The following is a 21,264-nucleotide window of genomic DNA, read 5'->3' as shown; positions in this document are numbered from 1 at the left end:
CGTTGGTCCGTCGAGTGCTCCTCGTCGGGTCCTGCAGCGCGTCGGGGGCGAATGCGCGACGCGATCCGACGAGGAGCACTCCCTTCTCCCCTCCCCCACGCGCGGCGACACCGGTCGGCGTCGCCGCGCGTACGGGGTCACGGAGCGGCGGGAGCGGCCGGAGCCGCGGGCGCCGCGGGAGCGGCGGACGACCCCGGAGCCGCGGGAGCAGCAGGGGCCGCGGGAGCGGCCGGAGCAGCGGCACCGCCCTGGCGCGGAGCCGTCGCACCCGGGGCCGTGGCACCCGGGGCGGCCGGGGCGGCGCCCGGAGCGGGCGGCGTCGGGGCCCCGGCGGGCGGCGCGGGCGGAGTCGCGCCGTCACGACCCGGACCACCGGCCGGACCGCAGGCACCGGGGCCACCGGGGCCACCGGGACCGGCACCGTCGGGTCCGCGGCCCGGACCACCGGCCTCACCACCGGGGCCACCGGAGCCATCGGGTCCGCCGGGACCACCGGGGCCGCGGCCGTCGGCGGCGACCGCCGTGCGGGCGGGGCCGTCGCCCGGTCCGGCGAACGCGGTCCCGACGATCAGGCCGCTCGCGGTGGCCCCGACGACCAGGCCGATCACGCCGGCCGCGACCGCGGGCAGCGCGGACCGGCGTCGCAGGGCGGCGAACCGGCGTCGTCGCGGAGGGTCACCCGCGTCGGAGGCGGCGGCCACCGTCCCCCCGCCGTGCACGCCGTCCCGGACGTGCGGGGTCGGGGTGTGGGCGGTGGGGGTCTCGTCGGCGGGGACCGGGGGCTGCCGGTCGGTGGGACGGTCGTCGTCGTCGCGGGGGGTGCGGTTCTCGTCGTTCATGGTTCTCCTCGGACAGTGCCGTGCCCGGAAGAGGGCAGCGGCGGGTCGCGGACCGCCGGACGGCGGACCGCTGGGGGTCGGGTGGGATCAGCTGGCGGGAGGCCGCGCGGCGTCGACGACGTCGCGGGCGGCGGACGTCGTCGCGGGCAGCAGCTCCGACACCGAGTCGACGATCCGGCTGCCGCCCAGGGACTGCGCGAGCGTCGTCACGGGGGCGAGCGCCTCGGCGCTCACGACCGCGGGGACCACCCACGAGACCAGCCAGATCACCAGCAGTGCGGTCACGGCACCGGTGACGGCGCCGACGATGCGGTCCAGGAAGGACAGCTTGCCGCGGGCGAGCACCCGGCTGACCAGTCCGCCGAGGAACCCGCCGACCAGCGAGCCCAGCAGCAGACCGGCGATCACCCCGACCAGGCCCCACAACCAGGCCGAGTCGGGGGTGTCGCCGTAGCGGGCCAGGTTCGAGCCCCAGGCCGCGCCGAGGCCGGCACCGACCACGAGGCCGAGCAGGCGCCCGGCCCGGGCCACGCCGCCGAGGCGGTGGAACCCGCCGATCGCGGCGGCCACCACGATGATCAGGACGATCACGTCGAGCAGGGTCATCTCTTCCTCTCCGCGCCGCGGGCCGGGCGGCCCGTCGTCTCGGTGTCTGACACGACAGTGCCCGCGGTACCTGAGACGGACCTGAAACCGGCGGGTCCTTCAGCTCCCCCTCAGCCTCGCGGCGCACCCTTGTCCCCGTGAGCACACGCCAGGACGACGACAGCCGCGGCCCCACGACCCGGGTCCTGGTGCTCGAGGACTCCGACGCCATCCGCGAGTCCGTCGTGGACGCGCTGGCCGACGCCGGGCACGTGACCGAGGGCGTCGTCGACGGCGTCGCGTTCGAGGAGCGGCTCGCCGCGTTCCGGCCGGACCTCGTCGTCCTGGACGTGATGCTGCCCGGCGGGCGCGACGGGTTCGACCTCATCGACGTCGTGCGCGGGCACGGGGACGCCGGGATCGTCATGCTCACCGCGCGCGACGCGCTGGCCGACCGGCTCCGCGGGCTCGACGCCGGCGCCGACGACTACGTCCTCAAGCCGTTCGCGCTCGACGAGCTCGTCGCCCGGGTCGCGGCGGTGCTGCGCCGCCGGGGCAGGCTGCCGTCCGCGGTGCAGGTGGGCGACCTCGTCCTCGACCCGGACGCCGCCGTCGCCTCCCGCGGGGGGACGGTGCTGGAGCTGTCCGCGACCGAGCTGCGGCTGCTCACCTACCTCGCCGAGCAGCGCGGACGCACCGTGTCCAAGGCGCAGATCCTGCGCTCGGTCTGGGGCTACGACGCCTACGACCCCAACCTCGTCGAGGTCCACGTGTCGGCGCTGCGCCGCAAGCTGGAGGCGCACGGCCCCCGGCTGCTGCACACCGTGCGGGGCCTCGGCTACTCGCTGCGCGGGCCGTCGTGAGCTCCGCCGCGCAGGCCCGCACCGCCACCCCGTCGCTGCGCCGCCGGGTCACCGCCGCGGTGCTCGGGGTGGTGGCGGTGCTGCTGGTCCTGGTGGTGGTGCTCGTCGACGTCCTGCTCGGGGCCCGCCTGGAGTCCGATCTCGACTCCCGGCTGCGGGACCGCGTGGTGCAGGCCCAGCAGCTGATCGCGGCGGGCGCCACCCCGGAGGAGCTGGTCACCGGGCTGTCCGGCCAGCAGATCCGGATCAAGGTGACCACCGCCGACGGGGAGGTGATGGGCGACCCCGGACTGAACCCGCCCGGGACCCCGCCGCCCGCCGGCCGGCCGGACCGCGGCCCCGGTGGTGACCGCACCGACGACCCGAGCAGCCCACCTGCCGCCCCGGTCCCGGGCGGACGCCCACCCGTCCCGCCGGACACCGGCAGCCGCACCGTGACCCTCGACGCCGGCGACGGTGCGAAGGTCGAGCTCGTCGCCGACGCCTCCGACGTCACCCAGGTCCGCAACGGCCTGCGCGCGGTGCTGGCCGGATCGGTGCTGGTGACCCTGCTCGTCGCGCTCGGTGCGGTGTCGTTCGTCGTGCGGACGGCGCTGCGCCCGCTGGACCGGATGACCGCGCTCGCCGGGCGGATCACCGCGGGCGAGCGCGACGCGCGGCTCCGGCCCGACCGCCCGCACACCGATCTCGGCACCGCGGCGGCGGCGATGGACGGCATGCTCGACGCCCTCACCGACGCCGAGCGGCGCTCCTGGGAGGAGGCCGAGCGGACCCGGGTGTTCCTCGCCGACGCCGCGCACGAGCTGCGGACACCGCTGTCCGGGATCACCGCCGTCGCCGAGACGCTGGAGCGGTCCGGGCCCGACGCCGACCCCGCCCGCCGTACCCGGCGCCTGGAGCTGCTGCTCGGCGAGACGCGCCGGGCCGGGCGGCTGGTCACCGACATGCTCGACCTGGCCCGCATCGACGGCGGCACCGCGGTGGCGCCACGGGAGGTCGACGTCGCCGGGATCGCCCGCGCCGAGGCCCGGCGGGCCGCGGTGCTCGCGCCCGGGCTGACCGTCGACGGCCACGGGGAGCCCGCCGCGGTGCGCGCCGACCCGCAGGCGGTGTCGCGCATCCTCGCCAACCTGCTCGACAACGCCCGCCGCCACACCCCCGACGGCGGGCGGATCGAGGTCGTCACCCGGACCGACCGGGCGGCCGGGACCGTGTCGGTCTCGGTGCGCAACACCGGCACCCCGATCGCCGACGGCGACCGCGAGCGCGTCTTCGACCGGCTCGTCCGGCTCCAGGACGCCCGCGACCGGGACAGCGGCGGCGCCGGGCTCGGCCTCGCGATCGCCCGCGGCCTGGCCCGCGCGCACGGCGGCGACCTCACCTGCCCGCCCGACGACGACGGCGCCACCTTCGTCCTCACCCTGCCCGTGACGGGCCCGGACGGCACCGGCGGACTACCGTCGTGACGTCACGCAACCGTCAGTCCGACACCGTCCGATCCGGGAGGCCGCGGTGACCGAGGAACCGCGGATCCCCCGGGGTCTGGTGATCGCGTCGAGCCTGGCCTGGCGCGGTCTGCTCGTCGCGACCGCCGTCGCCGTCGTGCTGTGGCTGATCGCGCAGCTCGCGGTGCTGGTCGTGCCGGTGGTGCTCGCGCTGATCCTGACCGCGCTGCTCGCGCCACTCGCCCGGGTCGTGAACCGGGTGCCGCTGGTGCCCCGCGGTGTGGCGACGGGTGTCGTCGTCGCGGGCGGGCTGGCGGTGGCGGTCGGGGTGCTGTGGTGGGCGGTCGCGGCGTTCCTCGACGGGCTGCCGAGCCTGTCGGCGAGCATCGGGGAGACGGTCGTCGCGCTGCGCGACCGGCTGGCCGGGCCGCCGTTCCGGCTCGACGACACCCAGCTCGCGGCCGTCTTCCAGTCGCTGCTCGACACCCTGCAGCGCAACCAGGCCGCGCTGGCGAACAACGTGATCGGCGCCCTGGGGACCGCGGGCGAGCTGGCCGCCGAGACCCTGCTCATGCTGTTCGTGCTGATCTTCCTGATCCACGACGGGGCGCGGATCTGGCGGTTCGTCCTCGGCGCGGTGCCGCAGCACGTGCGGCGGCGGGCCGACGTCGCGGGCCGGCGGGCGTTCGCGTCGCTGGTCGGCTACACCCGGGCGACGGTCGTCGTCGCCGCGGTCGACGCGGTGACCGCCGCGATCGGCCTGTGGGTGATCGGTGTCCCGCTGGTCGTCCCGCTGGCCACGCTGATCTTCTTCGGCGCGTTCGTCCCGACCATCGGCGCCGTCGTCACCGGGATCGTGGCGGTGCTCGTCGCGCTCGCGTCCGGCGGCTGGGTGGACGCGCTGCTCGTGATCGGCCTGCTCCTGATCGTGCAGAACGTCGAGGGCTACATCCTGCAGCCGCTGCTGCTGGGCCGGTCGGTACGGCTGCACCCGCTCGCGGTGGTGCTGCCGATCAGTGCCGGACTGATCGTCGGCGGGGTGCCCGGCGCCCTGCTCGCGGTGCCGCTGGTGACCCTCGCCGACGCCGGTGTCCGCTCACTGCGCCGCCCCGGCGACGGGACGCTGCGTGACGCCGGCACCGTCGACCCACTGGACCCGCGGTCGGCGCGGCCGCTGCGCGGCGAGGGCCCGGGGCCCGTCGCACTCCCCGGCCCGGTCTGATCCGCAACCCGGATCCGGGTTTCGAGACACGGCACACCTTCGCAGGTCAGCGTGGTTTGTCCGCGAAGGCGACCGGCTATCCCCGGAGTGCCTCGCTCGACGAACGGAGGACGACGTCATGTCATCGATCGGGTCCGACGCACGCCGGCTGAACGGGTTGCACCGGGTCAGCAGCCTGCTCGTCGGGATCATGCTCCTGGTGTTCGGGGTGCTGGGCTTCACGAACAACCTCGACTTCTTCTCCACCACCGGGTCCCCGGTGCTGGGGCTGTCCACGAACCTGCTGCTGTCGACCGTCTCGGTGGTCGTCGGCGCAGTGCTGGTCGGCGCCGCCGTCCGGGGCGGCCGGCTCGCCTCGACGGTCAGCGTCACCGTCGGCGTGCTGTTCCTGCTGTCCGGCGTGGTCAACGTGCTGCTCATCGGCACGCCGTACAACCTGTTGGCGTTCCGGATGCCGAACGTCGTGTTCAGCCTGCTCGTGGGCCTGGTGATGCTGGTGCTGGGCGCCTACGGCCGGTTCAGCGGGCGGCTGCCCGCGGACAGCCCCTACGCCGCCGAGCAGAAGCACGACGTCGACGCGCAGGGCGGCGACGACCGCGACCAGCGGCTGCCGCACGGCGCCGCCGACATCGCCGCGGCCCGCTCGCTGGCCGACGCCGAGCGGCTCGTCGCGAACGGCGGCGGGACCGAGGAGCAGCGCCGCATGCTCGCCGAGGTCGACACCATCCGCGACACCGGTGAGCGCCGCGACGCGTGGCGGGCCCGCACCGAGCGCGGCGGCGCACCGGCGTGACCGGCCGCCGCACGGCACCGGGCCGGGGCACCGCGCCGGTGCCGGCCGGCGTCGCGCCCGAGCCGGTCACCCCGGACCCGCCCGCACCGGTCCGGCACCCGCTGCTGCACCAGTACTGGGCCGACGTGGTGTTCCTGCACTGGCGGGCCGATCCCGCCGCGGTGGCGCCGCTGCTGCCGCCCCGGACCCGTCCCGACGTCCACGACGGCGTCACCTGGATCGGGCTCGTCCACTTCCGGATGCGACGGCTGGGCTTCGGCCCGCTGCCTGGCCTGCCCTGGCTCGGCAGCTTCGCCGAGACCAACGTCCGGCTCTACTCGGTGGACGACGAGGGCCGCCGCGGTGTGGTGTTCCGGTCGCTCGACGCCGACCGGATGCTGCCCGTGCTCGCCGCGCGGGGTGTCGCGGCGCTGCCCTACGACTGGTCGCCGTCGACGGTGTCCGGGCGGGTCGCCGAGGGCGAGGAGATCGCCTACAGCTGCACACGCCGCTTCCCCGGCCCGCGCGGTGTCTCCGCACGGACCCGGGTCCGCACCGGCGCCCCGCTGGCCGTACCCGGGGACCTCGAGCACTTCCTCACCGCACGCTGGGCGCTGCACACCCGGCGTCCGCTGGGCACGGTGCGCTGGCGCAACGACCACCCGCGCTGGCCGCTGCACCGCGCCGAGTTGCTCGACCTCGACGAGGACCTGGTCGCCGCGGCCGGTGCCGCGCCGCCGTCGGGACCGCCGGACAGTGTCCTGACCTCGCCCGGCCTGCCGGTGCGCTTCGGCGGCTGGCACCGGGTGCGCGCGGCCCGCTGAGGGCGCGCATCCGTACGCGCGCAGCGCGCCCCGGATGAGCGCAGGTCGCGTCGGGGGTACCGTGGGGCGATCAGCGCCCCGGGTCTCCCGGGCGCCGACGACCGGCCCGTCGAGGGCCAGGAGTTGATGTGACCGAACTGGAGCCGACGACCGGCGACGCGACCGTGCTTCCGGACACGCCGGCCGTGGTCGACCGGCGCTGGACCGACGCCCCCTGTGCCGCGCTCACCGTCGGCGCCGACGGCACCGTGCTGCAGGCCAACGACGCCGCACGCGCGCTGCTCCCCCGCGCCCGCACCGGGTACCCGCTGTCCCGGGTCGCCCCGTGGCTGGCCACCGCGGGTGGCGCCGACCGCGGGGTCCCCACCGCGTTCTCCGACATCGTCGACGGCCGCGCGCTGGAGGCCCAGCCCGTCCGGCACGAGGACGGCTCGGTCACCTGGTGGCTGATCGACGTCACCGACGTCCGGTCCATCCGCGACGAGCTGCACCTGGAGCAGGCCCGCGCCGCGTTCCTGTCCGAGGCCTCGGCCGCGCTCCTGGGCTCGCTGAACCTGGGCCGCTGCATGGAGGTCACCGCCCAGCTCGCCGTGAGCAGGCTGGCCGACGGGGCGCTCGTGATGACCCCGGGCACCCGCGGGCAGTTCCAGGTCGTCGACGCCGTCACCGACGGCCCCGTCCGGCACCGGGCCCTGCGCATCGACCCGGACGAGGTCCCCGGCCTGGCCGAGGCCCTGCAGGGCTTCCCGCCGGTCCCCTCGCGCTGGATCGACCCCGCCGTCGCCCCCGCCTGGGTGACGCCGGACGGGTTCGGCGAGGTCGGCTCGATCGTCGTGACCCCGCTGCCGGGGCACGGCATCCCGGCCGGCGCCATCGTGCTGCTGCGCCGCGCCGACACCGGGCCGTTCAGCGAGGGCGAGGAGGCGACCGCCCGCGAGTTCGCCGCCCGGTCCGGTCTCGCGATGTCCGCGGCTCGCATGTTCGCCCAGCAGGCCTCGATCACCGAGACCCTGATGCGCGACCTGCTGCCGCCGTCGCTGCAGCACGTCTCCGGGGTCGAGTTCGCCGGCGGCTACCGGCCCGCGCAGGACTCCGAGCGGGTCGGCGGCGACTTCTACGACGTGCACCCCGGCGCGGAGGGCTCCGACGAGACCCTCGCCGTGCTCGGGGACGTGTGCGGCAAGGGCCTGGAGGCCGCCGTGCTCACCGGTAAGATCCGCAGCGCGGTGCACGCGCTGCTGCCGATGGCCGACGACCACCTGCGGCTGCTGCACCTGCTCAACAACGCGCTGCTCTCCGACGACCACGCCCGCTTCGTGACGCTGGTGCTGGCGTCGGTGTCGCGCAGCGGGGCGGACGTGCGCGTGCGGATCACCTGCGCGGGCCACCCGCCGCCGCTGATCATCCGCGCCGACGGCCGCGTCGAGGAGGCGGCGACGCTCGGCACGCTGATCGGGGCGCTGCCCGAGATCCACGCGTCGACCTGGGAGACCCGGCTCGGGCCCGGCGAGACCTGCCTGCTGTTCACCGACGGCATCACCGAGGCCCAGGGCGGACCGCTCGGGCGCGACCAGTTCGGCGAGGAGCGCCTGCGCCGCGCGGCCGCCGAGTGCGCCGGGATGCCGGCCGAGGCGGTCGTCGAACGGGTGCAGATGCTCGCCACCGAGTGGGTGGGGCGCAACTCCCACGACGACATGGCCGTCCTCGCGATCACCGCCCCGCGCGGCCGGCACCTCACCGCGGTGGGTGGGTCGGGCCGGGGCAGGTACACCGCATGACGGCCGAGCGCTACACCGATCTGCTCTGGGACGCGGTGCTGCGCGGCGACGAGTACAGCGCGGTCGACGTCGTCGTCGACGCGCTGCGGGACGGCCTGGAGGCCGAGACCGTGCTGCTCGAGGTCATCGGCGCGGTGCAGCAGCGGGTCGGGCTCGAGTGGGCGGCCAACCGCATCTCCGTCGCCCAGGAGCACGCCGCCACCGCGATCAACGAGCGCGTGATCAGCACGCTGTCGCTGACCAGCGGCCGGCACGGCGGCGGGCAGGGCCGGGTGACCGTGGCCTGCGTCGACGGCGAGTGGCACGCGCTGCCCGCCCGGCTCCTGGCCGAGGTGCTGCGGCTGCGCGGGTTCACCGTCGACTACCTGGGCGCGCAGGTCCCCGCGGCGCACCTGATCACCCACCTGCACAGGACCGGACCGGACGCGGTGGCGCTGTCGTCGTCGATCGCGACCCGGCTGCCGACCGCGCACGCGACGATCACCGCCTGCCAGGCCGCGGGTGTCCCGGTGATCGTCGGCGGCCGGGCGTTCGGCACGGACGGCCGCTACGCCCGCCTGCTCGGCGCCGACGCCTGGGCCCCGGACGCGCGGGCCGCCGCCGAGACCCTCGCCGACGGGCTGCCCGCCCCGGCGCACCCGCACGCCCAGCCGATGGACGACCTGCCGCACCTGTCCGACCAGGAGTACACCCTGGTCACCCGCAGTGCCCCGCGGCTGGTCGCCACGGTGCTGGACCGCCTGCCCGACCGTGTCCCGGCGATGGCCGGATACGACGACGCCCAGCGCCAGCACACCGCCGAGGACGTCCGGCACATCGTCGACTTCCTGTCCGTGGCGCTCTACACCGGCGACGCCGAGCTGTTCGAGCAGTTCCTCGGCTGGACCGCCGAGGTGCTCGAGGCCCGGTCGGTGCCGGTGGCCGTCCTGCGGCCGGTCCTGGACCTGCTCGGCGACGAGCTGCGCGACTTCACCCGGGCGTCGGAGCTCCTGCGGCACGCGACGACGTCCCCGGTGCTCACCGGAGGCGCGGGCACCCCCGTCCCGGCCGGCGCCGTCGCCGAGGGCGCCGACCCCACGACCCTGCACCGAACCGGAAGGCCCGCATGAGCGACCCGCGAGAGCTGACCCTGACCTGGACCAGCCCCGCGCCGGACCTCGCGACGGTCGCGCCGGCCGGTGACCTCGACTACGCCACCTCCGACGCGCTCACCGACGCCGTCGCCGCGCTGCTGGCGGACCGGCACGGCCTGCGCGAGCTGCGGATCGACTGCGCCGGGATCGAGTACTGCGACTCCTACGGTCTGTCGTCGCTGCTGATGATCCGCAGGCGGACCCGGGCCGCGGGCGTCGAGCTGCACCTGGACAACCGGGCCGGCGCGCTGGAGCGGCTGCTGCGCGTCACCAACACCCTGGAGCACCTCACCGGGGCCGACGGACCGGCCCGCGAGCAGCGGCTCGACACCTGAGCGGACGGCCGGCGGTCACCCCCGGTCGCGCAGCGCGGGGAGGTTCGCCTCGATCGTCGCCCGGTCCGGCTCCAGCCACGGCGGCAGCTTCAGCGCGCGGCCGAGCTCGAGCAGCGGCTCGTCGACGGTGAAGCCGGGCTCGTCGGTGGCGATCTCGAACAGCACACCGCCGGGCTCGCGGAAGTAGATCGAGGTGAAGTACTGCCGGTCGAGGATCTCGGTGACCTCCAGGCCGCGGGCCACCAGCTCGGTGCGCCACTGCTCCTGGGTCGCCCGGTCCGCCACCCGGAACGCGATGTGGTGCACCGTGCCACCGGCCTGCACCCCGCGCCCGTCGACGCCGCCGAGCACGTCCACGGCCGTCGCGGTGTCCCCGGTGGTGCGGAAGCGGCTGCGGGCGCCGTCGTCGCCGGTGTGGGTCATGCCGAGGTCGGTGAGCATCCGCTGGGTCGGTTCGAGGTCCGCCTCGGACAGCGTCACCGCGTGCAGGCCGCGTACCGCGTGCTCGGCGGGCACGTCGCCGGCGCCGTCCCAGCCCGAGCGGGTGTCGCCGGGCGCGGCGACGAGGTCGATCACCAGCCCGTCGGGATCGCGCAGGGTCAGGACCTCCTCGGCACCCGACGACGCGTCCCGGGTGCGGGGGTCGTCGGCGTCGACGCCGAGCGCGGCGAGGTGGGTCTGCCACCAGCCCAGCGACTCCGGCGGCACGCCGAACGCGGTGGCGGTCGTCAGGCCGGCGCCCTGGCGGCCGGGCTCGACGTCGGGCCACGGGAAGAACGTGAGGACGGTGGCGGGGCGGCCCGCCTCGTCGCCGTAGTAGAGGTGGTGGACCTCGGGCGCGTCGAAGTTCACCGTCCGCTTCACCAGCCGCAGGCCGAGCACGGTGGTGTAGAAGTCCACGTTGCGCTGCGGGTCCCCGGCGATCGCCGTGACGTGGTGCAGCCCGTGCGGGGTGACGGTCGTTCCGGGGGTCATCGCATCGCTCCTCGGGATGGTCGCTCCCCACCGGCTACCCGTTCCCGGGGCCGCCGACGCCGGACATGAAACCCGCCCGACCGGGGTACCCGGTCGTCATGACGACGCCCGAGAAGGACCAGCGCGATCAGGACGAGCGCACGAGCCACCCGGTCCCGACCGAGCAGAGCGACACCCCGGTCGACGAGACCCCCGACGGCGACGGCGTCCACCTCGACGCCCAGCCGGTCGCGGACGACGACCCCCGCACTGCGGCGTCCTGAACCACGCACCCGTCACGGAAGGACTGCACAGAACCATGGCCACGATCCGTTACACCGTCCCCGGCCTCGAGCGCGGAGACGCCGAGCAGGTCGTCGACATCCTGCAGCACCGTCTGCACGCCCTGAACGACCTCCAGCTCACGCTCAAGCACGTGCACTGGAACGTCATCGGCCCGAACTTCATCGCGGTGCACGAGATGCTCGACCCGCAGGTGGACGCGGTCCGCGGGTTCGTCGACGACGTCGCCGAGCGCATCGCGACCCTGGGCGGCTCGCCCAACGGCACCCCCGGCGCGCTGGTCAAGGACCGCACCTGGGACGACTACTCGATCGGCCGCGACCAGGCGATCGCCCACCTCGGCGCGCTCGACGTGGTCTACACCGGGGTCATCTCCGACCACCGCACCCAGATCGAGAAGGTCGGCGCGCTCGACCCGGTGACCGAGGACATGCTCATCGCCCAGGCCGGCGAGCTGGAGCAGTACCAGTGGTTCGTCCGGGCGCACCTGGAGAACGCCGACGGTTCGCTGAACACGCAGGGCAACACGGGTGAGGCGGGCGCGGCCGACGCCGCGCGCTGACCCACCCGGCCGTTCGGCCCCCGAGGCCCGGTCCCGCCGTCGTGCGGGTCCGGGCCTTCGTCGTGCACTCGTCCGATATGACCGGAAAGCACGGATCGTGATAGGTGTCGGCGTCGCACATCCACGTCGAGGGGGAAACAGTGATCGTCCGATACCTACGGGAGCACACCAGTCCTCCCGTCTTCGTCACCTCGGCCCTGCTGGCGGTGGCGTTCGTGCTGTGGGGGGTCGTCTCCCCGGCATCGCTCGGGGCGGTCGCGGAGTCGGTGAACGCCTGGATCACCGGCACGCTCGGCTGGCTCTACATCTTCTCCGCCACCGGCTTCCTGGTCTTCGTGATCGTGCTGATGGCCTCACGGTACGGCCGGGTGAAGCTCGGCCCGTCGGACTCGACGCCGGAGTACGGCAACGTCTCCTGGTTCGCGATGCTCTTCACCGCGGGCATGGGCATCGGCCTGGTGTTCTACGCGGTGTCCGAGCCGATCTCGCACTTCACCGCCCCGCCGACCGGGGACGGCTCGTCGCCCGAGGCCGCGCGGAACGCGATGCTCTACACGTTCTTCCACTGGGGCCTGCACCCGTGGGCGATCTACATCGTGCTCGGCCTGTCGCTGGGCTACTTCGCCTTCCGCAAGGGCCTGCCGCTGCGCCCGGCGGCCGCCCTGTACCCGATCCTGAAGGACCGGATCAACGGCTGGCCCGGCTACCTCGTCGACATCATCGCGGTGTTCGGGACGCTGTTCGGCCTGGCCACCTCGCTGGGCATCGGCGCGCAGCAGGTCGCGGCCGGCCTGGACGCGGTCTTCGGCTGGGAGAACACGACCACGCTGCAGGTCGTGCTGATCGCGGTGATCACCGCCGTCGCGATCACCTCGCTGATGCTGGGGCTGGACCGGGGCATCCGGCGCCTCGCGCTGATCAACCTGTGGCTCGCGCTCGCGCTGATGCTGTTCGTGTTCTTCTTCGGCCCCACCCGCGACCTGCTCAACAGCCTCGCCTCCAACATCGGCACCTACGTCCAGGAGGTGCCCGGCCTGTCGTTCGAGACCTTCACCGACGGCGGCAACGGCACCGCGGCGGAGTGGCAGAGCTCGTGGACGCTGTTCTACTGGGGCTGGTGGATCTCGTGGTCGCCGTTCGTCGGCATGTTCCTGGCCCGGATCTCCTACGGCCGCACCATCCGCAACTTCGTCGCCGGCTGCCTGTTCGCACCGGTCGGCGCGTCGATGGTGTGGCTGACCGTCTTCGGTGACAGCGCGCTGGAGCTCGTGCAGGCCGACCCGGCCGACCCGCTCGCCGAGGCGGCACCCGAGACCGCCATCTACGTGCTGCTCGCCCAGCTGCCGGTGCCCGAGTTCGTGGTCCTGCTGGCGTCCCTGCTGACGATCTTCGTGGTCGTGCTGTTCTTCGCGACCTCGTCGGACTCCGGCTCGCTGGTGGTCGACATCCTCACCAACGGCGGCGACCCGAACCCGCGCTGGCAGCAGCGGCTGTTCTGGGCGGTGCTGGAAGGTGTGATCGCGGCGGTGCTGCTCACCGCGGGCGCGGTCGCCGGCACCGACGCGCTCTCCGCGCTGCAGACGGCGTCGATCGTGGCCGGACTGCCGCTGGGGATCGTGCTGATCCTGATGGCCGTCGGACTGACCCGGGCCCTGCGTGACGAGCGGTTCGTCGTCGCGCTGCCGGTCGAGCCGTCACCGTCCCAGGGGCTGCGCGAGAGCAGCAGGCGGAGCACGTCGCCGTCGGAGAGCGGGGAGGGGATCACCGGCTCGAACACCGAGCCCGAGACCGACGACCCGATGCTCTCGGAGACGGCGGTGGCCGAGTTCGCGACGACCCGGACCGCGCCGTCGGACTCCGGCGGGGAGCGTTCCGGCCGCGACCGGGACTGACCCGCGACGCCCGGGCGGGGCCGGCTCAGTCCGAGCCGGCCCCCTCGGCGGCGCCCACCCACAGGGCCATCGCGAGCGTCGGGCCCCACTCGTGCTCGGCCTCGCCCGGGGCGGGGCGGGTCTGCTCGCCGGAGCGGCGCAGCCGCACCACGAACGGCCCCTCGAAGGGCTTGCGGGCCAGCAGGTCCACCCGGTCGCCGAGCCGGACGTCGTGCGCGTCGAGGAAGCGGAGCACCTCGGGGTCGGTGTCGTCGACGCGCACCAGGGTGCCGCCCTCGCCGTAGCGCAGGTCCGGCAGCCGGCGGGCGTGGACCACGGGCATCGTGCCGTCACGGGCCGGGATGGGGTCGCCGTGCGGGTCGAACCGCGGGTGCCCGAGCCGGGTGTCGATCCGGTCGAGCAGCCGGTCGGAGACGGCGTGCTCGAGCGCCTCGGCCTCCTCGTGCACCTCGTCCCACGCCAGGTCCAGCTCGGTGACCAGGAACATCTCCAGCAGCCGGTGCCTGCGCACCACGGCGAGCGCGGAGACCCGCCCGGCGGCGGTGAGCGTGATCCCGGCGTAGCGGGCGTGGTCGACCAGCCCGGCGTCGACGAGCTTGCGCACCATCCCCGACGCCGACGGCGACGAGACCCGCAGCCGCTCGGCCAGCGCGGAGACCCCGACCGACCCCTCCCACCGCTCCGAGAGCAGGAAGATGGTCTTCAGGTAGTTCTCCACGGACTCCGAGAGGCGCTCGGCGCTCATGCCCACCACGGTATCCCGGCGACGGCGGCTCAGGCGTTCCCGGCCGCGCAGAGCCGGGCCAGCAGGCCGGGGTCGACCGGCGAGCCGAGCGCCCCGCTCAGGGTCAGCCCGTTGACCGCGGCGGCCAGCAGGGCGCGCCGGTCGGCGTCGTCGGGCAGGAGCCGGGCGGCGGCCGCGTCGAGCGCGACGTCCCACCGGTCCAGCTCACCGCGCAGGTCCGGGCGCCGCGCGGCCAGCAGGAACAGCTCGTACTCGGCGATCGCGGTGACCCGTTCCTGGCGGGCGCAGTCCTCGACGAGCGCGACGAGGTCGCCGGGGACGGTCACCGCGTCGAGCCGGGCGATCCAGCGGTCGTTGACCGCGATGAGCGTCGCGACCAGCAGCGCGTCGACACTGGGGTGGTAGTAGAAGACCGCGCTGGGCGGCACGCCTGCCTCCGCGGCGACCGCCCGCTGGCTGACCGCGGCGACCCCGCCCGCGCCGACCAGCCGCAGCGTGGCCTCGACCAGCTCGCGGCGGCGCCGGTCCCCGCGGCGGCGCCGGCCGTCGGCCTCGGGCGTGTCCCGTCCCGCCGCATCAGGCATGCGCGGTCGCGCCGCCCAGCTCCAGGGCGAGCACCCCGGCGATCACCAGCGCGATCCCGCCGAGCTGCACCCAGGTCAGCGACTCACCGAGGAAGAACACCCCGATCAGCGCGACGAGCGCCACCCCGGCCGCGGCCCAGGTGCCGTAGGCGATCCCGAGCGCCATCCCGCGGCCGAGCGCCTGGGACAGCGACCAGAACGCCAGCCCGTAGCCGACCACGGTGATCATCGACGGCACCAGCCTGCTGAAGCCCTGCGAGAACCGCAGCGCCACCGTTCCGGTGACCTCGGCGCCGATCGCGAGCGCGAGCCATCCCCACATCGCCGGGCTCCTCCCCCTCTGTCCGTTCCTCGCCCACATTGTAGAGCGTTCGCTCAGGTTTCCCGCCACCCGGACGACCGAGCACGAAATGGTTGTCATTGGCTTACGGTGGATCATCGTGACCACGCAGAGCAGTCGGACGACCGCGCCCGGTTTCCCCGCACCCCGCCGTCCCCGCGACGACGGCTCCGTCGCCGCCGTCGCGACCCGCCTCGTGGCCCTGCGACGACGGCTGGAGCGCACCGACCTGCGGCCCGCCCCGGACACCGACGCCGCGTTCGGCGAGCTCGTCGGACTCTGCTGCTTCCCGCCCGCCGGCTGTACCGAGGGCGTCCTGGCGCGGGTCGCCCCGCACTCGGACGCCCTGCGGACCCTCGCCGCGACCGGCGAGGGCCACATGGAGAACCACTGGGCGGGCCGGATCGCCGCCGCCCCCGACCCCCGGGCCGAGCTGGACCGGTTCCCCTACCTGGGCAACTACCACGACCTCGTCCGGCTGGAGCTCGCCGCGCTGACCGCCGTCGGGCTGCCCGCGCCGCGACGCGTCGTCGTCCTCGGGTCGGGGCCCCTGCCGCTGACCGGCCTGGTGCTGGCCACCGGGCACGGCGCGCAGGTGCTGCACGTCGACCGGGACCCGGCGGCCGCCGCCGCGGGGGACGCGGTCGCCGCCGCCCTCGGGGCGGACGGGCGGGTCCGCAGCCTGGTCGCCGACCTCGACGACCCGCAGCTGTCCCCCGCGCTCGCCGACGAGCTGGGCCGGGCCGACCTCGTGCTCGTCGGGGCCCTGGTCGGTGCGGACGCCGCCGCCAAGGCCGCGATCACCGCCCGGCTGGCCACCGCGACCGGGCCCGGCACGACCCTGCTCGTGCGGTCCGCCGCCGGGCTGCGGACCCTGCTCTACCCGGAGATCGTCCCGGCCGACCTGCCCGCGCTCGACGTGCTCCTCGAGGTGCACCCGCGCACCGACGTCGTCAACTCCGTCCTGGTGGCCCGCGCCGCCACGTGAGGTGCGTCGCTCCCGCGGTTCGGAGCGCCCCCGGCCGGGCAACCGGGCCCCGACGAGGGGCGCAGCGACGCGCCGGAGGACGACGGACCGAGGAGGTCGGGTCATGATGCGGACGACGGGCGGGTTCTCCCGGCCCTACACCCCGGTGCAGCCGGTCGCGGCGGCGTTCGCCGCGGCGTTCCTACTGGTCGGAGCCCTGGGCTTCGTGCCGGGCGTGACCTCCGGCGAGCTCGCGGTGCTGCCCGGTGCGGGCACCGCGGTGCTCGGCGGGCTGCTGCCGGTGTCGGTGCTGCAGAACGTGCTGCACCTCGTCACCGGCCTGGCCGGACTGGCCTGTGCGCGCTCCGGTGTCGCGTCGCGGGTGGTGCTCGTGGCCGGTGGCGCCGTCGCGCTGCTGAGCGCCGCCGTCGCCCTGGACGCCGTGGGCGCGGCCCTGGTGGTCGTCGCCGTCGCGATGGTCGGCTGCGCGACGCTGCTGCGCGGCCGTCCCGTGGTGCGCCCGGCCCGCCGCGGGGCCGCCGCGGCCTGAGACCTGGACGGGGCGTGACCCCCGTGGTCCGATGGCGGTGTGTCCGACACACCGTCCGCCGGGACCCCGGTCACCGGACGACACCCCGACCACGGCCACGAGGCCGAGGTCGGCGACCCGGTGTGCTGGCTGGACCGGCTCTGCCCGGACTGCGGGGCGATGCCCTCGCCCACCGAGGACGGCGGGCCGCCGCAGACCTGCTGGCGCTGCGGCGCCGCCGTCACGCACCCGTCGGGCTTGCGATCGCCTGACGATCGTGCCGGGCCCGGCGCCGGGGTCGACGGGACCGGCCCGGATCCGGTGGAATCGCCGTCATCATGAGCGAACACGGCCGGACCCGGGTGCTGCTGGTCGACGACGACGTCCGGATCGGGCGCGCGCTCGGCCTCGCCCTGGGCGACGAGGGCGTCGACGTCGACGCGGTGCACACCGGCGAACAGGCCCTGGTCAGCGCCGCCCGGCCGGGCGTCGACCTCGTGCTGCTGGACCTCATGCTGCCGGGCATCGACGGGCTCACCGTCTGCCGGCGGCTGCGCGAGACCGGTGACCTGCCGATCATCATGGTGACCGCGCGCTCCGACTCCGCCGACGTCATCGCCGGGCTGGAGGCGGGCGCCGACGACTACGTCACCAAGCCCCTGGTGGCCGGGGAGCTGGCCGCCCGCATCCGGGCGCTGCTGCGCCGCAGGCGTCCGACCCCGGCGGCACCGCGCCGGATCACCGTGGGCGACGTCGAGCTGCGCCCGGACGAGGGGACCGTGCTCCGCGACGGCGCCCCGGTGCACCTGACCCGCACCGAGTTCCGGCTGTTCGCCGAGCTCGCCGCGGCGGGCGGGCGGATCGTGACCCGCGACGAGCTGCTGTCGCGGGTGTGGGGCTACGAGTACCACGGCGACACCCGGCTGCTGGACGTCCACGTGCGACGGCTGCGGCGCAAGGTCGAGCTCGACCCGGACCGCCCGGTCCTCGTGCTGACCGTGCGCGGCGCCGGGTACAAGGTCGGCGACGCCGGACCGGACCCCGCGCTGCCGGGCGCCGCCCCCGCCTCGGGCCGCGGCGGGTGAGCGGGCGCGGCAGGATGCGGTCCGTGCTGGACCGACTGCCGCTGGGCCGGCTTCCGCTGCGTCACCGGGTCGGCGTCGCGTTCGCCGGGGTGTCGCTGGTGGTGACCGGGCTGTTCGCGACGGTCACCTGGAACCTCGCGTCGTACTACCTGGTGGAGCAGCGGGTGGAGAGCGCGACCCGGCAGCTCGCGGTGAACCTCCAGCTCGTCGAGCGGGCGATCGCCGACACCGCCGACGTCGGCGGCCTCGACGACCTGCTGACCGGCCTCGCGGGCACCCCGGACACCACGGTCGCGCTGCGCCGCGACGGCGCCTGGACGACCAGCGGCCGCGAGGTCGACCCCGGCCTACTGCCGGCGGGGGTGCTGGCGCTGGCGGAGAACGGGACCGGGGCGCGGCAGCGGGTGATGGTGGCGGGGATGCCGAGCGTCGTCGTCGCGGCGCCGATGCCGGGCGGCGACGTGTTCGTCGAGGTCTTCCCGATGCAGCGGCTCGACGCCAACCTGAAGTTCCTCAGCGTCGTGCTGTTCACCGGGGTCGCGGTGAGCGCCCTGCTCGGGCTCGCGCTGGGTCAGTGGGCCGGGCGGCGCGCGCTGCTGCCGCTCACCGCCGTGACCCGGGCCGCGGCGCGGATCGCCGGGGGCGACCTGACCGCACGGTTGCCGTCGAGCACCGACGCCGAGCTCGCCCCGCTCGTCGCGACCTTCAACCGGACCGCCGACGACCTGGAGCAGCGGGTGTCGCGCGACGCCCGGTTCGCCGCGGACGTGTCGCACGAGCTGCGGTCGCCGCTGACGACGCTGGTGAACGCGACCGCGGTGCTGACCCGGCGGCGCGACGAGCTCGCGCCGACCGCGCGGGAGGCGGTCGAGCTGCTCGACGGCGAGATCCAGCGCTTCCGCCGCATGGTCCTGGACCTGCTGGAGATCTCGCGCAGCGACACCCTGCAGCGTGAGGACGGTGAGCTCGGTGCGCTGGTCCGCGGGCTCGTCGCGGTCCGCGGCGGGGAGCACGTCCCCGAGGTCGACGCCCCGGAGCCGGTGACCGTGCGGGTCGACCGCCGTCGCCTCGACCAGGTCCTGGGCAACCTCCTGGACAACGCCGACGCGCACGGCGGCGGCGCGCTGCGGATCGGCGTCGCGCCCCGGGGCCGGTACGCCCGGATCGAGGTCGACGACGCGGGCCCCGGCATCCCGCCCGAACAGCGGCTGGCGGTGTTCGAGCGGTTCGCCCGTGGCACCCTGGCCGGCAGCCGCGGCGACGGCGGCGGCACCGGTCTCGGCCTGTCCCTGGTCGCCGCGCACGTGCGCCGGCACGACGGCCGGGTGTGGGTGGAGGAACGACCCGGCGGCGGGGCCCGGGTCGTCGTCGAGCTGCCGGGGGTGGACACGTGAGGACGCGGCTGTGCACCGCCGTGCTGGGGCTGCTGCTCGTCGCCGGGTGCGGGGTGACCCTGGAGGACGAGCCGGAGCCGCTGGACCCGGCCACCGGGACGCCGTCACCGACGCCGACGGTCACCGTGCTCCCGCCGCACTCCCCTGCCCCCGGCACCGTGCTCCCGCCGCAGCCGACTACCGGCGGCGGCGTCGGCGCGGGTCCGACGCACAGCTGATGCAGGTGTCCGCGGCGGGCAGCGCCTCCAGCCGCTCCGGGGCGATCGGACCGCCGCAGACGGTGCATCGCCCGTAGCCGCCGTCCGCCATCCGGTCGGCCGCCCGGTCGAGGTCCCCGCACTCCCGCTCCGCCGCGGCGAGCAGGCCCTGCAGCTGCGCGCGCTGCACGGCGATGGTGACGCCCTCGGGGTCGTGCTCGTCGTCGTGGCTGGTCAGGGCCTGCTGGTCGGCGAGGGCGTCCAGCTCCCGGCGCAGCGACGCCACCCACTCGCGGGCGTGGGCGCGGGCGGCGGCCAGGGCGGTGGGGTCCACGGGACCAGGATGCGCCCCGGCAGACTGTCGTGGTGCCCCTGTCGCGTCCCGTGTCCGGTGTCGGTGTCGTCCTCCAGCGCGACGACGGCGCGGTCGCCGTCGGGCACCGCGTCACCGCCGGGGAGACTCCGAGCTGGTCGTTCCCGGGCGGGCATCTGGAGGGCGGGGAGCCGGTCGTCGCGGCCGCGCTGCGGGAGCTGGCGGAGGAGACCGGCGTCGTCGCGGCGACGGGGACGCTGTTCGCGGTGTGCGTCCGGCTCGACGGCGCGGGGGTGACCTTCGCGGTGCACGTGCCCGCACCCGCCGGGGCCGGGCTGCGGGTGACCGAACCGCACGCGATCGACGCCTGGACCTGGGCGGACCCCGACGCGCTGCCCGCCCCGGTGTTCGCCCACACCGCCGCCGTGCGCCACGCCTGGCGTTCCCCGGGCGTCGCCCTCGACGGCTGGGAGCTGCACCGGGTCGCGCATTGAGCACCCACTCCCGGCCCCGCCTCCGCGCCGTCGATCAGTACATGAGCGCTGTCCCGGGCCGGTCCGACCGCGCTCATGTACTGATCGACGTGGGTATCGGGCGGTCTACTCCCCCGCGGCCCCGGTCGCGAGCTCGACGACGATGTCCAGGTGCCCCGCGTGGCGGGCGTACTCCTGCACGACGTGCAGCAACGTCCGCTCGATCGTCCCGGGCCCGGCACCGCGCCAGCGGGCGCTCGGCAGCCCCACCGCGCCGGCCCCCACCGACTCCGCGATCTCGCGGGTGCGCCTGCCCTGCGCCGCGAGCGCGTCCGCGAGCCCGTCGGCGGTGGTACCGGGCGGGAGCTGCCACCGGCCGTCGACGTGGTCGGCCCACGGGTCCGGGAGGTCGGCGTCGACGAAGCCCCACTCCAGCCATCGGCGCTCCATGCAGCGCAGGTGGTGCAGGAGCTCGGCGGGCGACCAGCCGGTCGGGAGGCGGCTGGTCGTGCGGTCGGGCCCGGGGAGCTCGGCGTACTTGGCGAGGACGCGGGCCCGGAAGAAGTCGATGTAGGTGAGCAGGAGCGCGGTCGTGGAGGGGGCCGGGTCGGTGGGCTCGGGGAGGCGGGACGGATCCCTGCGCAGGTGCAGCAGCGGGAACGGGCGCCCCCGGCCGTCGCGGTCGGACCGTCCGGTCCGGACGAACCCATGGCGCTCGTAGAAGGCCAGCGCGGACGGGTTCTGCTCGTTCACGTCCAGCTCCACCCGCGCGAGTCCGTCGGTGGCCGTCGCCAGCAGCGCGGACCCGACACCGAGACGGTGCGCCGACGGGTCGACGAACAGGGCCTCCACCCGGTCGCCGTGCACCCCGATCCAGCCGACCGGCGTGCCGTCGTCCCGCTGGGCGACGGTGACGGCGAGGGCGGGCAGCGCCGCCGTCCGGACCTCGTACTCGATCTCGTCGACGTCGGCCGGGGTGAGGAACGCGTGCGTCGCCTCGACCGCGCGACGCCAGATGCGGACGAGCTCGGGGTGGTCGGCGGGGGTGGCGGCGCGGACGGTCGGGCGGTTGTCGTCGCTCACGGGGACAGGGTGGCAGGGCTGTCGAGCGGGTTGCCGGGGCCGGAGTC

At 75.6% G+C, this 21,264-nt stretch carries 26 protein-coding genes; 18 read left to right on the top strand and 8 right to left on the bottom strand.

The window, feature by feature from the left end; all coding sequences use genetic code 11:
• Positions 1-137: 137 nt before the first annotated feature.
• Positions 138-839, bottom strand: coding sequence for a hypothetical protein (locus KPL57_RS35230; RefSeq protein ID WP_226354885.1), 702 nt, complete (start codon positions 837-839; stop codon positions 138-140).
• 87 nt (positions 840-926) lie between these two features.
• Positions 927-1,445: a CvpA family protein gene (locus KPL57_RS35225; protein WP_226354884.1), complete on the bottom strand. Its 519-nt coding sequence runs from the start codon at positions 1,443-1,445 to the stop codon at positions 927-929.
• 137 nt (positions 1,446-1,582) lie between these two features.
• Here KPL57_RS35225 and KPL57_RS35220 point away from each other — a divergent pair, with 137 nt between their 5' ends.
• The 8 genes from KPL57_RS35220 (at position 1,583) to KPL57_RS35185 (ending at position 9,796) form a co-directional block, all read left to right on the top strand.
• Complete coding sequence (locus tag KPL57_RS35220; RefSeq protein ID WP_226354883.1) at positions 1,583-2,287, top strand: response regulator transcription factor; 705 nt, start codon at positions 1,583-1,585, stop codon at positions 2,285-2,287.
• Positions 2,284-3,753, top strand: a complete 1,470-nt coding sequence (locus KPL57_RS35215) for a cell wall metabolism sensor histidine kinase WalK (protein ID WP_226354882.1) — start codon at positions 2,284-2,286, stop codon at positions 3,751-3,753. Before KPL57_RS35220 ends, KPL57_RS35215 begins: the two co-directional genes overlap by 4 nt.
• A gap of 46 nt (positions 3,754-3,799) precedes the next feature.
• Positions 3,800-4,954 carry an AI-2E family transporter gene (locus KPL57_RS35210; protein WP_226354881.1) on the top strand — a complete coding sequence of 385 codons (1,155 nt, stop codon included), beginning with the start codon at positions 3,800-3,802 and terminating at the stop codon, positions 4,952-4,954.
• A 118-nt stretch (positions 4,955-5,072) separates the two neighbouring features.
• Entirely contained in the window at positions 5,073-5,747 is a 675-nt protein-coding gene (locus KPL57_RS35205) for a DUF4383 domain-containing protein (protein ID WP_226354880.1), read from the top strand.
• On the top strand, positions 5,744-6,550 hold the full coding sequence (locus tag KPL57_RS35200; RefSeq protein ID WP_226354879.1) for a YqjF family protein: 807 nt from the start codon (positions 5,744-5,746) through the stop codon (positions 6,548-6,550). Before KPL57_RS35205 ends, KPL57_RS35200 begins: the two co-directional genes overlap by 4 nt.
• Positions 6,551-6,678: 128 nt before the next feature.
• A complete protein-coding gene (locus tag KPL57_RS35195; protein ID WP_226354878.1) occupies positions 6,679-8,328 on the top strand; it encodes a PP2C family protein-serine/threonine phosphatase in 1,650 nt (549 codons plus the stop codon).
• Positions 8,325-9,437, top strand: a complete 1,113-nt coding sequence (locus KPL57_RS35190; RefSeq protein ID WP_226354877.1) for a B12-binding domain-containing protein — start codon at positions 8,325-8,327, stop codon at positions 9,435-9,437. Before KPL57_RS35195 ends, KPL57_RS35190 begins: the two co-directional genes overlap by 4 nt.
• Complete coding sequence (locus tag KPL57_RS35185; protein WP_226354876.1) at positions 9,434-9,796, top strand: STAS domain-containing protein; 363 nt, start codon at positions 9,434-9,436, stop codon at positions 9,794-9,796. Before KPL57_RS35190 ends, KPL57_RS35185 begins: the two co-directional genes overlap by 4 nt.
• A 15-nt stretch (positions 9,797-9,811) precedes the next feature.
• Here the strand turns inward: KPL57_RS35185 and KPL57_RS35180 are convergent, their stop codons facing one another.
• Entirely contained in the window at positions 9,812-10,771 is a 960-nt protein-coding gene (locus KPL57_RS35180) for a ring-cleaving dioxygenase (protein ID WP_226354875.1), read from the bottom strand.
• Positions 10,772-10,869: 98 nt separating this feature from the next.
• Between KPL57_RS35180 and KPL57_RS35175 the strand changes: the two genes are divergently transcribed.
• The 3 genes from KPL57_RS35175 to KPL57_RS35165 all read left to right on the top strand — a co-directional run bounded on the left by KPL57_RS35175 (position 10,870) and on the right by KPL57_RS35165 (position 13,507).
• Positions 10,870-11,034, top strand: coding sequence for a hypothetical protein (locus tag KPL57_RS35175; protein WP_168172166.1), 165 nt, complete (start codon positions 10,870-10,872; stop codon positions 11,032-11,034).
• 35 nt (positions 11,035-11,069) lie between these two features.
• Positions 11,070-11,615, top strand: coding sequence for a Dps family protein (locus tag KPL57_RS35170; RefSeq protein WP_178374752.1), 546 nt, complete (start codon positions 11,070-11,072; stop codon positions 11,613-11,615).
• Between the two features lie 140 nt (positions 11,616-11,755).
• Positions 11,756-13,507, top strand: coding sequence for a BCCT family transporter (locus tag KPL57_RS35165; RefSeq protein ID WP_226354874.1), 1,752 nt, complete (start codon positions 11,756-11,758; stop codon positions 13,505-13,507).
• Between the two features lie 25 nt (positions 13,508-13,532).
• On the opposite strand, the gene KPL57_RS35160 is transcribed toward KPL57_RS35165, so the two are convergent.
• From KPL57_RS35160 to KPL57_RS35150, 3 genes are read right to left on the bottom strand one after another with little or no spacing between them, the layout of a single operon-like run.
• A complete protein-coding gene (locus KPL57_RS35160) occupies positions 13,533-14,252 on the bottom strand; it encodes a metal-dependent transcriptional regulator (RefSeq protein WP_226354873.1) in 720 nt (239 codons plus the stop codon).
• A 29-nt stretch (positions 14,253-14,281) separates the two neighbouring features.
• Positions 14,282-14,836 carry a TetR/AcrR family transcriptional regulator gene (locus tag KPL57_RS35155; RefSeq protein WP_226354872.1) on the bottom strand — a complete coding sequence of 185 codons (555 nt, stop codon included), beginning with the start codon at positions 14,834-14,836 and terminating at the stop codon, positions 14,282-14,284.
• Positions 14,829-15,158 (bottom strand): multidrug efflux SMR transporter, encoded by a 330-nt coding sequence (locus KPL57_RS35150; RefSeq protein WP_062399751.1) that lies wholly within the window; start codon positions 15,156-15,158, stop codon positions 14,829-14,831. Before KPL57_RS35150 ends, KPL57_RS35155 begins: the two co-directional genes overlap by 8 nt.
• A 118-nt stretch (positions 15,159-15,276) precedes the next feature.
• Between KPL57_RS35150 and KPL57_RS35145 the strand changes: the two genes are divergently transcribed.
• From KPL57_RS35145 to KPL57_RS35120, 6 genes are all read left to right on the top strand, one after another.
• The gene (locus KPL57_RS35145; protein WP_226354871.1) at positions 15,277-16,164 is read left to right on the top strand and encodes a nicotianamine synthase family protein; all 888 of its coding nucleotides are present in this window, start codon (positions 15,277-15,279) and stop codon (positions 16,162-16,164) included.
• A gap of 103 nt (positions 16,165-16,267) precedes the next feature.
• Entirely contained in the window at positions 16,268-16,693 is a 426-nt protein-coding gene (locus KPL57_RS35140) for a DUF4383 domain-containing protein (protein ID WP_226354870.1), read from the top strand.
• A gap of 39 nt (positions 16,694-16,732) precedes the next feature.
• Positions 16,733-17,014: a hypothetical protein gene (locus KPL57_RS35135; protein WP_226354869.1), complete on the top strand. Its 282-nt coding sequence runs from the start codon at positions 16,733-16,735 to the stop codon at positions 17,012-17,014.
• Positions 17,011-17,757 (top strand): response regulator transcription factor, encoded by a 747-nt coding sequence (locus KPL57_RS35130; protein WP_226354868.1) that lies wholly within the window; start codon positions 17,011-17,013, stop codon positions 17,755-17,757. Before KPL57_RS35135 ends, KPL57_RS35130 begins: the two co-directional genes overlap by 4 nt.
• A 14-nt stretch (positions 17,758-17,771) precedes the next feature.
• Positions 17,772-19,151: a HAMP domain-containing sensor histidine kinase gene (locus tag KPL57_RS35125; protein ID WP_226354867.1), complete on the top strand. Its 1,380-nt coding sequence runs from the start codon at positions 17,772-17,774 to the stop codon at positions 19,149-19,151.
• Positions 19,148-19,369 carry a hypothetical protein gene (locus tag KPL57_RS35120; RefSeq protein ID WP_226354866.1) on the top strand — a complete coding sequence of 74 codons (222 nt, stop codon included), beginning with the start codon at positions 19,148-19,150 and terminating at the stop codon, positions 19,367-19,369. The genes KPL57_RS35125 and KPL57_RS35120 overlap by 4 nt, the downstream gene beginning before the upstream one ends.
• Here the strand turns inward: KPL57_RS35120 and KPL57_RS35115 are convergent.
• A complete protein-coding gene (locus KPL57_RS35115) occupies positions 19,329-19,682 on the bottom strand; it encodes a TraR/DksA C4-type zinc finger protein (protein ID WP_226354865.1) in 354 nt (117 codons plus the stop codon). The two genes, KPL57_RS35120 and KPL57_RS35115, sit on opposite strands and share 41 nt — an antisense overlap.
• A 29-nt stretch (positions 19,683-19,711) precedes the next feature.
• On the opposite strand from KPL57_RS35115, the gene KPL57_RS35110 reads away from it, so the two are divergent.
• On the top strand, positions 19,712-20,155 hold the full coding sequence (locus KPL57_RS35110) for an NUDIX domain-containing protein (RefSeq protein WP_226354864.1): 444 nt from the start codon (positions 19,712-19,714) through the stop codon (positions 20,153-20,155).
• Between the two features lie 105 nt (positions 20,156-20,260).
• Here the strand turns inward: KPL57_RS35110 and KPL57_RS70555 are convergent, their stop codons facing one another.
• Positions 20,261-21,217, bottom strand: a complete 957-nt coding sequence (locus tag KPL57_RS70555) for an acetyltransferase (protein ID WP_226354863.1) — start codon at positions 21,215-21,217, stop codon at positions 20,261-20,263.
• Between the last annotated feature and the right edge of the window lie 47 nt (positions 21,218-21,264).

The organism is Pseudonocardia sp. ICBG601 (genome assembly GCF_020496245.1).
This window is presented reverse-complemented; position numbering and strand designations above follow the sequence as displayed.

Coding starts and splice junctions, on each gene's coding strand:
- KPL57_RS35230 (WP_226354885.1), bottom strand. CDS start 839: ATGAACGACGAGAACCGCACCCCCCGCGACGACGACGACCGTCCCACC.
- KPL57_RS35225 (WP_226354884.1), bottom strand. CDS start 1,445: ATGACCCTGCTCGACGTGATCGTCCTGATCATCGTGGTGGCCGCCGCG.
- KPL57_RS35205 (WP_226354880.1), top strand. CDS start 5,073: ATGTCATCGATCGGGTCCGACGCACGCCGGCTGAACGGGTTGCACCGG.
- KPL57_RS35190 (WP_226354877.1), top strand. CDS start 8,325: ATGACGGCCGAGCGCTACACCGATCTGCTCTGGGACGCGGTGCTGCGC.
- KPL57_RS35185 (WP_226354876.1), top strand. CDS start 9,434: ATGAGCGACCCGCGAGAGCTGACCCTGACCTGGACCAGCCCCGCGCCG.
- KPL57_RS35180 (WP_226354875.1), bottom strand. CDS start 10,771: ATGACCCCCGGAACGACCGTCACCCCGCACGGGCTGCACCACGTCACG.
- KPL57_RS35175 (WP_168172166.1), top strand. CDS start 10,870: ATGACGACGCCCGAGAAGGACCAGCGCGATCAGGACGAGCGCACGAGC.
- KPL57_RS35170 (WP_178374752.1), top strand. CDS start 11,070: ATGGCCACGATCCGTTACACCGTCCCCGGCCTCGAGCGCGGAGACGCC.
- KPL57_RS35160 (WP_226354873.1), bottom strand. CDS start 14,252: ATGAGCGCCGAGCGCCTCTCGGAGTCCGTGGAGAACTACCTGAAGACC.
- KPL57_RS35155 (WP_226354872.1), bottom strand. CDS start 14,836: ATGCCTGATGCGGCGGGACGGGACACGCCCGAGGCCGACGGCCGGCGC.
- KPL57_RS35150 (WP_062399751.1), bottom strand. CDS start 15,158: ATGTGGGGATGGCTCGCGCTCGCGATCGGCGCCGAGGTCACCGGAACG.
- KPL57_RS35140 (WP_226354870.1), top strand. CDS start 16,268: ATGATGCGGACGACGGGCGGGTTCTCCCGGCCCTACACCCCGGTGCAG.
- KPL57_RS35130 (WP_226354868.1), top strand. CDS start 17,011: ATGAGCGAACACGGCCGGACCCGGGTGCTGCTGGTCGACGACGACGTC.
- KPL57_RS35125 (WP_226354867.1), top strand. CDS start 17,772: ATGCGGTCCGTGCTGGACCGACTGCCGCTGGGCCGGCTTCCGCTGCGT.